This is a genomic window from Spirochaeta cellobiosiphila DSM 17781 (genome assembly GCF_000426705.1).
Lineage (GTDB): Bacteria > Spirochaetota > Spirochaetia > DSM-17781 > DSM-17781 > Spirochaeta_E > Spirochaeta_E cellobiosiphila.
Genome location: NZ_AUFW01000020.1, coordinates 36888 through 52073, shown reverse-complemented (window position 1 = coordinate 52073; position 15186 = coordinate 36888). Strand labels below are relative to the sequence as shown.

The window sequence follows — 15186 nt, the reverse complement described above, 5'->3', positions numbered from 1 at the left end:
TTGGGTCCTTGGCTTGTGGGCTTTGGTTCATCCCCTTACATAAGCTTCTTCTCAGCTGTTTCTGGAATATCGAGAAGTTTTTTGGAACTTTTTTTCGAAAATTAGAAGTTTTTTCGTCTTTTTTTTATATTGTACTTAACAAAAGTGCTTAACACCAAGAATTGTGTTACTACCATACTAACTCTTTACCCTAATTACATACTTAAATCAGCCAGTAGATTTTGACTTTTGTTGACCAAGGTGTAAATTTAAACTAGTGTTTACCGGAGGTTTTTTATATGGATATTTACACATACCCCCACGATATATTACGTCAGGATACAAAGATAATTACGGAATTTGGTAAACCAATGGAAGAGTTAGCTGAAAATATGCTCCATACCATGCATCTGTCTAATGGTGTTGGTCTAGCTGGCCCTCAGGTTGGTTTAACTGATAAGATTTTCGTTTGTCAGGCTCCTGATGAGAAACCCTGGGTTTTCATCAATCCAGAGATTATTGGAACAAGCATGGAAATCGTTCCTTTTGAAGAAGGATGCCTCAGTATTCCTGGTCTCTATGCTGATGTTGATAGACCGGCCGCCATTCAGATCCAGGCTTATAATGTTAAGGGACGACCATTCAAGTTAGAAGCAGAAGGGTATCTAGCCCGAATCATTCAACATGAATTTGACCATCTAAAGGGTGTCCTTTTTATTGACTACTTAAAAGAAAAAAAGCGTGATAAACTTCTCAAAGCTTATGACAAAAGGATGCGTGGCTAGGTGAGAATACTATTTGCAGGGACTCCGGAGATTGCTGTACCTTCTCTGGAGGCTTTAGCTAAAGCGGGATATGTTGCAGCAGTGTTGACGAATCCTGATCGTCCCCAGGGACGAGGGCGTAAACTGACTCCTTCTCCTGTTAAAGCTAAAGCTATTGAACTAGGACTACCCGTATTTGATCCTGTTAAGCTTAAAGAGCTAGCTCCTGAGAATGTAACCAATCTGGGTGTGGATCTTCTTGTGGTCTTTGCTTATGGGAAGATCTTCAGAGAAAGTTTTATCAATCTGTTTCCCTTGGGAGGCATTAATCTTCATCCTTCCAGGCTTCCCCAATTCAGAGGCCCAAGCCCTTTACCGGAAACGATACTCTCTGGTTTAGATCAAATGACTATTACTGTTCAAAAGTTAGCTTTACAGATGGATGCAGGAGATCTGCTTTATCAGGAAGACTATCCCTTGTCCGGACATGAAACAACGGAAGACCTAACAATAAGAGCAGGAGAAGAAGGGGCTAAGGTCTTTTTAAAGGTAATGGAACATTGGGAGGAATACTTAGCCAAAGCAACACCTCAGGATGATAGCTTAGCCACTTATTGTCAGCTAATTAATAAAGAAGATGGTCTGATAGACTGGGATAAAGATGCTATAACTATTGATAGACAGATCAGAGCCTATAATCCTTGGCCAAAAGCTGTAACAAGTTTTGGTGAAAATGCCCTTACTATCTATGAATCTCATATAGTAGAAGGTGATCTTCCGGGACAGCCCGGTGAGGTGCTCAAGGTAGACAAAGGGGAAGGAATTCTGGTAAAAACAGGGGATGGTTTACTCTGTATAACCAAACTTCAATTGAAGGGAAAAAAAGTCTTGGACTACAAAAGCTTTCTTAATGGAACACAAGGCTTTATCAATGCTGTGCTAGGGAGTAAAAATGAGTAAAAATTGGTTTCAAAGACTTAGAGATAAAATATTACCAACACAGGAAGATGCTGTAGAAAGCCGTTTCTTCAAGATTTCCATGTTATCCCTATTGGGGATTTTTTTATTAATGGTTATCGCCGCTTCCAGTGTGTTCTTTTATAGTTTGCGCGGACAGGAAGAAACTATGGTTCCCGATGTTACAGGAGAACAATTAGTTACCTCCCTTATTGAGTTACAGGAAAGAGAGCTGTACCCACTGGTACAGATAAAATATTCTGACAATGTTGAAGCTGGCGGCATTATTAGCCAAGACCCTGAAGGGGGCCTTCTTGTTAAAGCAGGTCGGCGAATAAATCTTGTGGTTAGTAAAGGGGCTATTGTTTCTGAGATCGAAAACTATATTGGACAGAACTTGTCTGATGTAAGGATTCATTTGCAAAACTTATCAACAGCTCCCGGAGAGAGACAGTTCTTACGATTAAAAGAACCTGTTATCTATGAATACTCGGACATTGAAGCAGGAACCATCATTGCCCAGTCACCAAAAGCAGGAACAACAGTAAGTCATTTAACAGACATAGAATTAGTCGTTAGTCGTGGTCCCAAAGGATCAACCATCATGGTTGACAATTATATGAAGTTAAATTGGGAAGCGGCTCTAAAGCGTCTATCCCATAGTGCTCTTCCCTTTGAGTTCAAATCCCGAGCTATGGAAAAAGGGGAAACAGCGGGAACTATTGTAAGTCAGAACCCTGTCGCGGGTAATGAAGTAGCCCCTTCAACAGTCATGGAATTCCTTATGGTTGCTCCAAAAGCACAAACGGGCTATAGCTTTGGTATTTTTGATACGACTCTCCCAGAGTTCGCTTATCCTGTGAATTTAGTGTTTAAAGCAGTTGATGAGAACGGACAGGAAACGGAACTTCTTAATATGAAACACATGGGGGGAGCCTTTAGTGTTCCTTATTATCAGAAGGATGGTACTTTGTTAACATTAACTATTAATGGTAATGAAGTAAAACAATATACAGTGGCACCCAAGGGGTAAGCTGTGAAGAACCTGCTCTTTGTTTGTTTGGGCAATATCTGTAGATCTCCTTTAGCAGAAGGAGTGATGGAGTCCCTAACAAAAGCACAGGGAATAGCCTGCAGAATCGATTCTGCAGGTACTTCTGCTTATCATTCTGGTGAAAAGGCAGATCGCCGCATGCGCAATACTGCTGAATCACATAATATTAATTTATCAAGTCGAAGTAGACAGATTCATAGGGAAGATGGTGAGAAGTTTGATTATATCTTTGCTATGGATCAAAATAATTACAAACAGATCTTAAATATTATTCCCACAGAATATCAGAACAAAGTACACCTCTTTCGTGATTTTGATCCTGATATAACAGCTGCGGCAGATGTCCCAGATCCTTACTATGGGGGACAGGACGGATTTGAGAATGTCTTTTCTATCGTCTATCGAACCTGCCGTAATATGCTTAAAGAGCTTGACTGGGAATGAGTTCGGATATTGTTTCTACCCTTAAGATGCTTTTGGATACAGAGGAAAATCCTCATATCAGGGCCTTATCCGGTGGAGACATTAACCATGTCTATCATTGTATCTTCCCTGCAAGGGAGTATCTTCTAAAGGTTAACACAAATCATTATCCCCATATGTTTATTGAAGAAGCTAAAGGTTTATCTGCACTAGAGCAGACTTATAAGCTTCCTATTCCCCATGTCATAAAGCATTATGAATCAGAGACACGGCAATATTTATTGATGGAGTATGTACCTACTGGAAGGAAGAGTTCTACCTTCTCTTCAACTTTTGGTAGATTACTGGCAGAATCTCATCAGGAAGGGAACTTTCAGGATTGGGGTTTTGACAGTAATAACTATATAGGTTCTACCCCTCAAATTAATAACGTTGAGGTATCCTGGCCGCAATTTTTTGCCATTCATCGTTTGCAATATCAACGTGATCTTGCTATATCCCATAATAAGTTACCCCCATCAGTGGATCACAAGCTTCTGCGTGTCATCATTCATATTAATAATTATCTCTTTGAACCGGAGCAGAAATCTCTTCTTCATGGAGATCTGTGGGGGGGGAATTACTTAGTTAATACGGAAGGACTGGCTGTTCTTATAGATCCTGCTGTCTATGTAGGGCATTATGAAGCGGATATAGCCATGACAGAATTGTTTGGCGGCTTTGACACTGAATTTTATAAAGCTTACAAGGATGTCCTTCCTTTGGATAAAGATTACTATCGTATCCGCCGTCCTGTGTATCAACTTTATCATATGCTGAATCATCTCAATATCTTTGGTGGTTCCTATTTATCATCCTGTGATGGTTTATTAACTCAGATACTAGCTTAGAGATACCAATTGTTCTGTTGAAGTACGGCAGTGATAGCCGCATGACAGGCTACTTCTGTTCTTAGAACCGCCCGTCCTAACTGAAAGGCCTGGAATCCTGATTCGGCGAATAACTTGCGTTCCTCTTCGGTCCATCCTCTTTCCGGTCCAATAGCTAAAAGTACTTTGGACTGTTTATCTGACAGGGGTTCGAAAGGGGGAAGGTCATTCCCGTTATGGAGAAGGATCTTGGTCCATTCGGAATTATCATATTGTTTAAGAGCCTGACTTAAATAGGTCATTCGTTCTACTTCCAACAGACGGGTCGTCCGTCCTTGGCTGGCTCCTTCCCAAAGGGATTCTTTATATTCTTCCTTAATCCAGAGATTACTATTGAGGTAGGACTTTTCCCCTAATTGGGTATTAACGAAGCTAACCTTTTCTATGCTCCATGTGGTTAGGTCCTTAATAAGTCTTTTGGCTACTGGAGGTCTTGGTGTTCCAATTATCATATGAATAGGATAGGGGCGGGGCCCCTGGTTCGTCCTTGAGTAATACTCGTATTCAATACGGTCGGCATCAATAGATAAGATCTGAAGCTGACCCAGGCTACCATTAACAACTCCCGCTTCTAGAGAGTCGCCAGGTTTTGATTTAAGGATTTTGGTAATATGAATGTAGATTTTTGTATTACGAAGGAAGAATCCTCTTGTTTCTTCCTGTTCTAACAGTATGATATTCAAAAAAAGCCCCCTAATGGAATAGACAAAGAATACGCATTTTAGTACATTGCCCCCTATGGCAAAGAAAACACACCCTTTAGATAGTCAACAACGAAGCAGTTTAACCAAAAAAGCACAACGGTTAAAGCCCATAGTTATGGTTGGTAAATCCGGTTTAACCGATGAAGTGATCAAAGCCGTAACTGAAGCTTTAGAAAGCCATGAGCTTATTAAGGTTAAGTTTGTTGATTATAAAGATGAAAAAAAGGATCTCAGTCGGGTTATCGCCGATAAAACTGATAGTCAACTGGTTAGACTTATTGGTAATATCGCTATTTATTATTGGTACCAACCTGATCCTGACAAACGTCGTATTAGTGTCTCATAATTATTGGTTGGAGTATTTTAAGATTTCTTCGGAAAAATATTCCAACTCAATCCCCGCTTCTTTAAACATCTGTTCTGTTTCAGAAGAAGAATGATACTTCTTTTCACAGACAACCCGTTTTATCCCACAATTAATGATAAGCATGGCACAGGTTCGACAAGGAGTCATTCGGCAGTATAAGGTGGCTCCATCTATAGAGATCCCTCTTTTGGCCGCCTGGCAAATGGCATTTTGTTCAGCGTGGACTGTTCTTACACAGTGATTAGAGGTATGACCATCTTCATGTACAGTGGTCTTTATCTGATGACCCACTTCATCACAATGGGGAAGGCCTGCAGGACTACCTACATACCCTGTTACCAGGAGTTGTCTATCCTTGGCTATAACACAGCCTGATCGTCCCCGATCACAGGTGGCCCGCTTACTGATAGCTTCACAAACTTCCATAAAATACTCATCCCAACTGGGACGTACATAATCATTACTCATGGGCGCAGTATAGCATACACTATTAGGAATGGGTAAAGAAAAGAACTGCCCTTTCCCAGAGGAAGAGGGCAGTGATAAGTCTATTTAAGCTCTAAACCTAGAGTCTTGGTTGGTTGGTCACAGACTTCAGTGGGACCGAAGTATTGTATCGCACCTGGGAATTGATAAGCATCACTCATCTTCCATTCTTCTCTTTTGGAAGCGAAGAATTTAAAAGGAGCCCCGTCCAGTTCTACTAGTGCTTTTCGAATAACCGGTTTTTGTTCTCCATGTCTTTGTTCCATGTTCATCATCATGGTGACAGGAATACCACCAGGAATCCATTGATCAGCTGGTTTATCTAAGCCCTTCACACTGGACATATAACCAGTTAAGCCACTGGCAATCAGTAAGAAGGCATTATAACCTAGGGAGTAACAGTAATCAGCGTCAAAGTTAGAAGGGAAAGCACATCGTCCTTCATAACCAAAGAAATGGTTAAGACCATTGAATTTGGCAGAAGAATTTCTCTTGTCGAGTTCTGTTGAAACCATTTGGATAAGAAGTTTTTCTGTTTCAATACGGCTTACTTGAACATTCCCATGGGGATCTCTGTCCATCATTAATTGCTTTTGGATATCCACAGGAAGGCTGGCAAATACTTTACCTGAAGGAGCACTGAGTTTTTCCATCATAAAAGCAGCCTGCCCTTCATAATCACTTAGCTTTTGGAACTCTTCTCCATGATGAGCTAGTAAATCATTAAGTTCACTAATAAGGACTTTCATTTCAGGCATGAATTCTATGATACCTTCTGGAATCAGAATAACACCAAAGTTTTTACCTTGCTTTGCTCGTACTTCTACTAGATCTGTTAAATCTTTAACAACTTCTGCTAGAGAGGTTCCTTTGTTTTCGATTTCTTCAGAAATGATACAGTAGTTGGGTTGTGTTTGAAGAGCACATTCCAGGGCAATGTGAGAGGCACTTCGTCCCATTAACTTGATAAAGTGATAGTACTTCTTAGCCGAATTAACATCACGCATAATGTTTCCGATTAATTCGGAATAGGTCTTTGTCGCTGTATCAAATCCAAAGGATGTTTCAATATGTTCGTTCTTGAGGTCGCCATCGATAGTTTTAGGTACTCCTGTAACGGATATACCAGTTCCTTTTTTGGCGAAGAATTCTGCCAGTAAAGCAGCATTGGTGTTTGAGTCATCTCCTCCGATAATGACCAAAGAAGTAATTCCCTTATCTTTACATGTTTTAAGGGCTACTTCGAATTGCTCTTCTGTTTCGAGCTTGGTTCGTCCAGAACCAATAATATCAAAACCACCAGTATTGCGGTATTGATCCATTAATTCAGATGTGATCTCAATAGTTTTATCTTCCAATATCCCACCAGGACCGCCAAGAAAGCCATATAATTTGGATTCTTTGTTTCCTTTTTTGATACCATCAAATAATCCCGCTATAACATTGTGTCCACCAGGAGCTTGTCCTCCTGACAAAATAACACCAACGTTGATCTTATCAGTAGCTTTAGGATTACTTCCTGGTACAAACTGAGCAACAGGTAGTCCATAGGTCTTTTCAAATAAGGCTTTGACCTTATCCTGATCCGCAACAGAAGACGTTGGGGCACCAAGATTGGCTTCAATTTTATCCACATCACCTTTGAGAGCTGATGGAAGCTTGGGATTGTACTCATATCGGGCTTTTTGCAGGGCCGAAATATCCATAAATGAGATCTCCTTTTTACTATTATTCTCTCTTGGAGAGTTCGCTAAAAATATATCAAGATATGGAGCTTAAGGAAAGAGGATAGCCTTTTTGAGGAAAAAGATTATAATGCTAATCATGACTATTTACATCGATGGAGACTCGTGCCACAAAGAAGCCCGGCAGATTATCATTAAACGAGCCAATAAAGAAGGAATTTCCCTGTGGATATTAGCAGATAGATCCCTTGCCATAGATCTATCTGAGTATGTTCATTTTGATTTGATTCCTTCAGGAGAAGACGCTGTGGATCAGGCAATATTGGACAGGATTACCCAGGAGGATCTGGTTGTGACAAGAGACATTCCTCTCGCCAAAAAAGTACTTGAAAAAGATGTCCAGGTTATGAATGATAGGGGAGTTGTTTTTTCTGAAGAGTTCATTAAAGAGCGTCTTGATCAGAGAAATTGGACCCTACAGTTAAAAGAAGCTGGATTGCATACCCCAGGGGGAAAAAACTATAATCAGAAAAACAAACAGGAATTCGCTAATTCTTTTGATAAGATGATTATAAATCTAACGAAATAGTGAGATTATTGTGCAAGTCTTTTACGAAAAGGCAAAAAAATATTACATTTATATGGTAGTTAAGCATAGAGATAGGAAGGATAGGATATGAACGCACAGAAAGTTTCAGAAGGTATTTTTCTTCTGACAGCTAAGGCTGACAAAGACAGATTGTTTGAAGGAATTTGGCCGATCCCTCATGATGCTGCAATCAACTCATACATTGTGAAGGGTAAGGATATTGCCCTCATTGATGGTGTCTGCGGTTGGGACGGTTGTGAGGATTCCTTTTATTCCCAAATGGATGAGATCAAAGTTGATAAAAACGATATAAAGTATGTTGTTATTAACCACATGGAACCAGACCATACTGGTTGGTTTGGCCCTTTCAGTAAGATTGTAAAGGACTTTACTGTTGTTACAACAGAAAAGGCTGCTAAACTGGTTAAGGCTTTTTATGATTGGGATGGGGACTTCATGATTGTAAAAAGCGGAGATACATTAGATCTCGGCGAAGGAAGAGTATTAAACTTCCAGGAAATTCCTAATGTACACTGGCCTGAGACGATGGCTACTTATGATACTAGTACAGGAACCTTATTCCCCTGTGATGCCTTTGGTGCTTTTGGTATGATCGAAGATAAATACTTTGATGATCAACTGACAGAAGAGGATTTTTCCTGGTTTGAATCTGAGACTAGAAGGTATTTTTCTAACATCGTAGGTCCCTTTAGCAAGTTTGTACAAAAAGCTATTAAGAAATTAGAACCTCTGGACATTAAGGTCATCGCCCCCAGTCATGGGATTGTTTGGCGCAAAGATCCCTCTGTTATTCTGAACCAATACATTGATTATGCCAGTTACATGGAAGGTCCGGCACGTGAAAAGATTACAGTTATCTGGTCTTCCATGTATGGAAATACCGAGGCAGCTGTTGAAGCCTGTCTGGAAGGTATTAAGTCGGAAGGTGTGGAATACGAAGTATACCAACCACCAAAAGACCATGTTTCATATATTCTCAATTCTGCCTGGGATTCTCAAGGTTTAGTATTGGCGATGCCTACTTATGAATATAAGATGTTTCCCCCTATGGCCCATGTTTTAGATGACTTTAAGCGAAAGAAAGTACATGGCCGTAAGGTGTTTAGATTTGGTTCCTACGGTTGGTCCGGTGGAGCCCAGAAGGAGCTGGATGAAATTACTGAAAAGATGAAGTGGGAATTCGTTGAACCTGTTGAGTTCAATGGTCATCCTACTCCTGAGGATATGCAGAAGGTAAAAGAACAATCTGCGGCTCTCGCTCGTCTTGTCAAAGAATCTGCTGCTAAGAAATAAGCTCAGTAATGAGTAAGTCTGCATAATAGGGGGCGTTTAGCGTCCCCTTACTACCCATCCCATTAAGTATATAGTATTTATCATTATCAGGATGTAGGCCCCAAAGGCTGGAGCGGTCAGGCCCTACGGGACGTACCCCATATTGATGGCCCACAACTTGAACATCTCCTGTATAGAACTGTCTAAGTTGATGAAGGAGATCTTCCCTCCCCTTAGTGGTTCTTTTGTACTCCAGAGGTGTATACCGGTCGTAAGTTGATCCCAGCTTATATAAATGCTTTCCATGATGTTGCTTGTTTAAAGGGATGAGAGCTACCCCTTTACTGAGAATATAGTCCAAAGGTTCTTTTAGGCTTATTATTAAGGTTTCTCCCCGGACATAATGGAGGGACTCTTTGGCAAAAGGATCAAAAGGTCCCATACATAATATGGTCTTATTAGCCTTTACTGGCTGTTTTGGATCCCATTCTTCCTGTAAGTAAGATCCTTGTTGTTGTAAATAGTTCTTCATTATTCTGATATAGGAATGGGGATCTATAACATAGGTTTGGAGTATATCAATAGCTCCTAAGGGCATGATGATATTTTTCTCTTTCGTATTGTGCCATACACGCACAAAGCTTTGTTTATCTTGGTTATTCAGTAGCTTTCGTTTCTGTCTGTCATTGGCCAATACTCGCAGGTGCTTGTGAGGAGTTAGTAATTGTTTTGATAGTTTCTGTTCCCAGCTGTGGTAGTCTTCGATAATTCTGGAATACTCTGGTCCCCCTTGGGTTGGTAAGGCCAGGTGCGGGCCTGATAGGGGATTTAAGAGGGCTCCTGAAGCAATGGTCCCACTTCCTGAATGGAAATGGTCTTGCAAGAGAACATGAGCCCCTTTTTGAATAAGCTTATAAGCTAAGGTGAGTCCAGCGAAACCACCGCCTACTATATGAAAGTCATACATAATAAAAAAAAGGGGGATAATCCCCCTTTTATTAAAACTCCGCGTTTCCTGGGTAACGGGGGAAGGGAATGACGTCACGAATGTTCTGCATCCCTGTTACGTACTGTACTAATCGCTCAAACCCAAGACCAAATCCTGAGTGAGGAACGGAACCGTATTTACGTAAATCTAAGTACCACCAGTAATCTTCTTCATTAAGACCGGCTGCTTTGATACGTGAGAGAAGCTTGTCATAATCCCATTCCCGTTCACTTCCACCAATGATTTCTCCCAAGCGAGGAACAAGGACATCCATAGCTCTGACGGTTTTATTGTCATCATTAAGCTTCATATAGAACGCTTTGATTTCTTTAGGATAATCAGTGACGATTACAGGACCCTTATATAGCTCTTCTGTGAGATACTTTTCGTGTTCAGATTGGAGATCTTCCCCCCATTTGATGGGGAATTCAAATTTCTTCCCACTAGCTAAAAGCTGATCTATTGCTTCTGTATAGCTAATGCGGTGGAATTCAGAATTGATAACAGATTTAAGATTATCAATAATGCCTTTTTCAATCCATTGGTTGAAGAAGGCCATATCTTCTTGGCAATTCTCCAGGACATAAGATAAGACAAACTTAAGGAAGTCTTCTGCTCTATCCATATTGCCTTCAATGTCACAGAAAGACATTTCTGGCTCAATCATCCAGAACTCTGCTAAGTGACGGCTTGTATTGGAGTTTTCTGCTCTAAAGGTTGGTCCGAAGGTATAGACATCACCTAAGGCCATGGCATAGGTTTCCACATTAAGCTGACCACTTACGGTCAGATGGGCTTCTTTACCAAAAAAGTCGTGACTGTAGTCGATTTGCTTATCCTCTGTAAGGGGAAGTTTGTTTAAGTCCATTGTGGTAACTTGAAACATTTCTCCCGCTCCTTCACAGTCACTTGCTGTAATGATGGGGGTATGAACATACTGAAAGCTATTATTCTGGAAATACTGGTGAACGGCATAACTTAAGGCATTTCTGACGCGCATAACCGCACCAAAAGTATTGGTTCTGGTTCGTAAGTGAGCGATATCTCTTAAGAATTCGAAAGAGTGTCTCTTCTTTTGAAGAGGATAATCAGCAGCTGGCGCTTCTCCAATGATAGCTAATTCATCTGCATGTAATTCGACGGCCTGGTTTTGACCGGGACTTTCTACAAGAAGGCCCTTTGTCCACACACTGGCTCCTGTTGATATTTTGGACAGGTCTTCAAAGTCATGTTTGCTTTTATCAATAAATATCTGAATATTTTTTAGTGAGCTACCATCATTGAGTTCCAGGAAAGCATGGTTTTTGCTGTCCCTCTTGGTTCGGCACCATCCTTGAACAATAACTGCTTGATCTGATGGAGTGGTAACTAAGATTTCTTTAATCTTCTTTGTACTCATTAATCCTTCCTTTCCTCCCCAATATACCAGAATATGAATGAGACCGCCACCGGTGAATATACGGTTTTGACTTGTCTATACATGTTCTGTTTGATATTCTTATAAGGCAATGCAAACTTACTTAAGGAGACTTTAATGTCAATTCAGATAATGGGAACCAAGAAGTGCAAGGATACTCAGAAGGCCCTTCGGTATTTTAAAGAAAGGGGTGTCCAAGTCCATTTTAGAGATCTGAATGACAAAGCTTTAAGTAAAGGGGAACTTGATAAGATCTGTCAAAAGATCAAAGCTCAGGACTTAATTGATGAATCCTCTTCTTTCTATAAGAAGAAAGGTTTAGCTTACATGGAATATGATCCCAGGGAAGAGCTTTTGGAACATCCTGATCTCGTTAAGACCCCTATTGTCCGTTCTGGATCTGAGTCAATCTTAGGAGTACAGGAAGCTTTGTGGAAGACTCTCATTTAAGCTTCCACATTTTGGGATCCGGATCCTCAGGTAATTCTTATTTATTTGATGTAGGGAAGTGGTCTTTCCTTGTGGATAATGGTTTTGGATTAAAAGACTGGGAAAGTAGGGTAGATAGTATTAACTATGATCCTCGAAGGATCAAAATGTGTTTTCTAACCCATACCCATGGAGATCATTACAAAGGTATTGGGCCTTTGATACGAAAATACAATATACCTCTCTTGGTTCATGAAGACATTGCAGTAAAAGTATCCCAAGATCTTCCTGAAGGTCGGGTATTTTCCCTTAGTCATGATCGATCCTATAAAAAGGATGGACTTCAATTTTCAGCTATCAAGCTCAACCATGACTCCCCTGGTACAATAGGATTTATGTTTCAGTATGGATCCTCCGCTTTGGCTCTCGTCTCTGATACTGGAGAGCTTCCTTTAGAACAAATGTCTTTATTGAATCAAATACAAATATTGTTGATCGAAGCTAATTATTGTCCTGATTTGCTAGAAGTAGGCCCTTATCCTGATTTTCTTAAAAGACGAATCGCAGGAACGAGAGGACACTTATCCAATCAGCAGGCTATTGATATTGTGAATCAGATTGGCTCTGCAAATACTAAGCTAGAATATGTGTATTTTTGCCATCTATCAGATAGTAATAATACTTTTGAAGCCCTGCAAAAAGCTATAGACAATGATATGGCCTGGAATGGGGATTATACTATATGCAGGAAGGGTGTAACCTATAAAGGAAATACAATAGGGGAGGTTTGTCTTGGGGGATAAGATATTCCAAAATGCTACTATTTTATTAGTTGATGATCAGCCGGCTAACCTGGGTATTCTTTATCACCTTCTATCGGATTTAGGAGCTTCTGTTCTTATTGGTCAAAGTGGAATGGCTGCCTTGGAGATTGCGAAGAAAAGAAGACCGGATATTATTCTTTTAGATGTTATTATGCCAGATTTGAATGGGTATGAGACTTGTAAAAGACTAAAGGCCAGTGACACAACCAAGGATATTCCTATTCTCTTTATCTCTGCTTTGGCCGATAAGAATGATAAACTTCAGGCTTTCCGTTCCGGAGGAGTAGATTATATCACCAAACCTTTTAATCAAGATGAGGTATTGGCTAGGATTACCGCTCATTTGACCATTGTTAAACAACGGCGTCAGATTAACTTTTTTATTAAAAGTTCCCCTTTAGCCATCATCTTTGTTGGTCTCGAAGGGGATTTTCATTTTCATAATACTGCTTTTCTTAAGCTGTTAAATACGACAAAAGAATGGATAAGCATAAGAACATTCTTTGATGTTCTGGATCCTGGTGATGTGCTTCTTTTTAAGAGATTTCTGGACGCTGTTGAACAGGGAGACGAATCCTCGGAAGTTCCTCATGAACTAAAGCTTATTAATGAACAGGGACATATTATCCATACTATGATCAGTTTGTCCTATATGGAAGGGGATCAGGAAGTGATGATCAGTCTTCAGGATGTTACTGAGAAGCGTAAATTAGAAGAGCAGAAGACAGGTATCATTAATCAATTTAAGCAGATGTTTTATCAATTAGAAAGCTTAGGCGATATGATTCCTGAAGGGCGGCATAAGTCTATTAATTTAGACGCCTATGGCATTACAGAGAAGGAAAAGGAAGTTATCCAGGAGCTTCAATTAGGTAAGAATAACCAGGAGATCTCTGACAGTCTGTATGTCTCCGTATCAACAGTAAAGAAACATCTCTATTCCATTTATAAGAAGCTGGATGTGAAAAGCCGGATGGAATTGGTTCAATTCTTATCAAAATAAATTTGACAATCCCCAGTTGGTAATTTAGAATTCCAATTGCTCTAAAGAGTGGTATGTAAAAATGTTAGGAAAAATCTATACGGTTGATGACTCAGAAAGAGTGCGATTCAGCTGAAGAAGGGGGGAGCGGACCTTATCGGGCCCGCTCTTTTTTGTTTTCATCGAAATATCTGGCCAATACAAAGAAATAATCAGATAACCTATTAAGGTAGCGACAGGATTCATGGAGATGCACCAGATGTCTTTGGTTTATCACACGAACCAGATGTCTTTCGGACCGACGGCAGATGGTTCGGCATACATCTGTATAAGAGGATAAAATGGTTCCTCCGGGCAGTATGAACTCTGATTTGAGATGAGCGGCCTTAAAAATGATCTTTTCCCACTTTTCCAGTTTTTCTGTGTCCTTCTGATTTAATGTCTTTAAATCATCAAATAATTCAGAATGAGGAGGGGTGGCAATCAACGATCCTATGACCAGCAGGTCTCTTTGTATGAGGCTCAGTTTTTTTAGGAAGTGCTTACGCACCAGATGGGCTTTAAGCACTCCTATATAAGAAGTTAATTCATCAATGTCACCTAAGGTCTCAAAAAGGAGATCATCTTTGGGCAGTCTATCTCCATTGTACAGACTGGACTGGCCCTTATCTCCTCCTTTGGTTGTGACTAAATCAAATTCTAACATGTTGTAAAATTATCAATGTAAGGAAGCCGGGTTGATACTTTTTGTATCTTATCCTTATTGGCCAAGAGAACAGCCGTTGTGTCCCAGGCCCCTTCTTTGAGTGCGTTTCGATAACTTTCAGGAAGATCCAAATCGTATTCTTTTGAATCTGTAATAACTTTCCTGGTATCAAGATCAATAGTAAGGGAAGTCTGGGGATTGTTGCGAACTTCATCCATTAAGATTTCTATATCTGATTTGGATAATTTTACAGCGGGTATTCCCATGGCTGTACAGTTGCCATTAAAGATCTCAGCAAAGGACTCTCCTATAACACCAGTAATGCCATATTTCTGTAAGGCCTGGGGGGCGTGCTCACGGCTAGAGCCGCATCCAAAGTTCTTATTTACAATAAGTATACTTCCTTCCTTAAAAGCGGGATCATTGAAGGGATGATCTTTTTCTGATCCGTCTTCTTCAAATCTTGCGTCGTAAAAGGCAAATTCTCCTAGGCCGTCAAAGGTGACACATTTCATAAAACGTGCAGGAATCACTCTGTCCGTATCTATATCATTGCCCGGTAAAGGGATTCCTTTTCCTGTAACTTTATTTCTTTTACTATCATCCATGG

18 protein-coding genes are annotated in these 15186 nt (G+C 40.3%); 11 read left to right on the top strand and 7 right to left on the bottom strand.

Going from position 1 to position 15186, the window contains the following annotated elements; all coding sequences use genetic code 11:
- Positions 1 to 278 precede the first annotated feature (278 nt).
- From def to K345_RS0105665, 5 genes are read left to right on the top strand one after another with little or no spacing between them, the layout of a single operon-like run.
- A complete protein-coding gene (gene def / locus K345_RS0105685) occupies positions 279 to 764 on the top strand; it encodes a peptide deformylase (protein ID WP_028973354.1) in 486 nt (161 codons plus the stop codon).
- Complete coding sequence (gene fmt / locus K345_RS0105680) at positions 765 to 1703, top strand: methionyl-tRNA formyltransferase (RefSeq protein WP_028973353.1); 939 nt, start codon at positions 765 to 767, stop codon at positions 1701 to 1703.
- Entirely contained in the window at positions 1696 to 2733 is a 1038-nt protein-coding gene (locus K345_RS0105675) for a PASTA domain-containing protein (protein ID WP_053228101.1), read from the top strand. Before fmt ends, K345_RS0105675 begins: the two co-directional genes overlap by 8 nt.
- Before the next feature lie 3 nt (positions 2734 to 2736).
- The gene (locus K345_RS0105670; RefSeq protein ID WP_028973351.1) at positions 2737 to 3198 is read left to right on the top strand and encodes a low molecular weight protein-tyrosine-phosphatase; all 462 of its coding nucleotides are present in this window, start codon (positions 2737 to 2739) and stop codon (positions 3196 to 3198) included.
- Entirely contained in the window at positions 3195 to 4067 is an 873-nt protein-coding gene (locus tag K345_RS0105665) for a fructosamine kinase family protein (protein WP_053228100.1), read from the top strand. The genes K345_RS0105670 and K345_RS0105665 overlap by 4 nt, the downstream gene beginning before the upstream one ends.
- Here K345_RS0105665 and K345_RS0105660 read toward each other — a convergent pair.
- The gene (locus K345_RS0105660; RefSeq protein ID WP_028973349.1) at positions 4064 to 4789 is read right to left on the bottom strand and encodes an RsmE family RNA methyltransferase; all 726 of its coding nucleotides are present in this window, start codon (positions 4787 to 4789) and stop codon (positions 4064 to 4066) included. The genes K345_RS0105665 and K345_RS0105660 overlap by 4 nt on opposite strands.
- A 55-nt stretch (positions 4790 to 4844) precedes the next feature.
- Here K345_RS0105660 and K345_RS0105655 point away from each other — a divergent pair, with 55 nt between their 5' ends.
- Entirely contained in the window at positions 4845 to 5156 is a 312-nt protein-coding gene (locus K345_RS0105655; RefSeq protein ID WP_028973348.1) for a YhbY family RNA-binding protein, read from the top strand.
- On the opposite strand, the gene K345_RS0105650 is transcribed toward K345_RS0105655, so the two are convergent.
- Together K345_RS0105650 and K345_RS0105645 are read right to left on the bottom strand one after the other, a co-directional pair.
- Positions 5157 to 5645 carry a deoxycytidylate deaminase gene (locus tag K345_RS0105650; RefSeq protein WP_028973347.1) on the bottom strand — a complete coding sequence of 163 codons (489 nt, stop codon included), beginning with the start codon at positions 5643 to 5645 and terminating at the stop codon, positions 5157 to 5159.
- Positions 5646 to 5725: 80 nt separating this feature from the next.
- Positions 5726 to 7369, bottom strand: a complete 1644-nt coding sequence (locus K345_RS0105645) for a diphosphate--fructose-6-phosphate 1-phosphotransferase (protein WP_028973346.1) — start codon at positions 7367 to 7369, stop codon at positions 5726 to 5728.
- A 118-nt stretch (positions 7370 to 7487) separates the two neighbouring features.
- Here K345_RS0105645 and K345_RS0105640 point away from each other — a divergent pair, with 118 nt between their 5' ends.
- Both K345_RS0105640 and K345_RS0105635 read left to right on the top strand, forming a co-directional pair.
- The gene (locus K345_RS0105640; protein WP_169714769.1) at positions 7488 to 7937 is read left to right on the top strand and encodes a YaiI/YqxD family protein; all 450 of its coding nucleotides are present in this window, start codon (positions 7488 to 7490) and stop codon (positions 7935 to 7937) included.
- Positions 7938 to 8024: 87 nt separating this feature from the next.
- Positions 8025 to 9251, top strand: a complete 1227-nt coding sequence (locus K345_RS0105635) for an FprA family A-type flavoprotein (protein ID WP_028973344.1) — start codon at positions 8025 to 8027, stop codon at positions 9249 to 9251.
- On the opposite strand, the gene K345_RS0105630 is transcribed toward K345_RS0105635, so the two are convergent.
- Both K345_RS0105630 and asnS read right to left on the bottom strand, forming a co-directional pair.
- Positions 9241 to 10197, bottom strand: coding sequence for an NAD(P)/FAD-dependent oxidoreductase (locus K345_RS0105630; protein WP_028973343.1), 957 nt, complete (start codon positions 10195 to 10197; stop codon positions 9241 to 9243). The two genes, K345_RS0105635 and K345_RS0105630, sit on opposite strands and share 11 nt — an antisense overlap.
- A gap of 31 nt (positions 10198 to 10228) precedes the next feature.
- Positions 10229 to 11617: an asparagine--tRNA ligase gene (asnS, locus tag K345_RS0105625; protein WP_028973342.1), complete on the bottom strand. Its 1389-nt coding sequence runs from the start codon at positions 11615 to 11617 to the stop codon at positions 10229 to 10231.
- A 135-nt stretch (positions 11618 to 11752) separates the two neighbouring features.
- Between asnS and K345_RS0105620 the strand changes: the two genes are divergently transcribed.
- The 3 genes from K345_RS0105620 to K345_RS22220 are packed head-to-tail and all read left to right on the top strand — an operon-like array spanning position 11753 to position 13891.
- A complete protein-coding gene (locus K345_RS0105620; RefSeq protein ID WP_028973341.1) occupies positions 11753 to 12085 on the top strand; it encodes an arsenate reductase family protein in 333 nt (110 codons plus the stop codon).
- On the top strand, positions 12067 to 12867 hold the full coding sequence (locus K345_RS0105615; RefSeq protein ID WP_028973340.1) for an MBL fold metallo-hydrolase: 801 nt from the start codon (positions 12067 to 12069) through the stop codon (positions 12865 to 12867). Before K345_RS0105620 ends, K345_RS0105615 begins: the two co-directional genes overlap by 19 nt.
- Positions 12857 to 13891, top strand: a complete 1035-nt coding sequence (locus tag K345_RS22220; RefSeq protein ID WP_053228099.1) for a response regulator — start codon at positions 12857 to 12859, stop codon at positions 13889 to 13891. The genes K345_RS0105615 and K345_RS22220 overlap by 11 nt, the downstream gene beginning before the upstream one ends.
- A 133-nt stretch (positions 13892 to 14024) precedes the next feature.
- On the opposite strand, the gene K345_RS0105605 is transcribed toward K345_RS22220, so the two are convergent.
- Together K345_RS0105605 and leuD are read right to left on the bottom strand one after the other, a co-directional pair.
- Positions 14025 to 14576, bottom strand: coding sequence for a cob(I)yrinic acid a,c-diamide adenosyltransferase (locus K345_RS0105605; protein WP_028973339.1), 552 nt, complete (start codon positions 14574 to 14576; stop codon positions 14025 to 14027).
- Complete coding sequence (gene leuD, locus K345_RS0105600; protein ID WP_028973338.1) at positions 14570 to 15184, bottom strand: 3-isopropylmalate dehydratase small subunit; 615 nt, start codon at positions 15182 to 15184, stop codon at positions 14570 to 14572. The genes K345_RS0105605 and leuD overlap by 7 nt, the downstream gene beginning before the upstream one ends.
- Positions 15185 to 15186 lie beyond the last annotated feature (2 nt).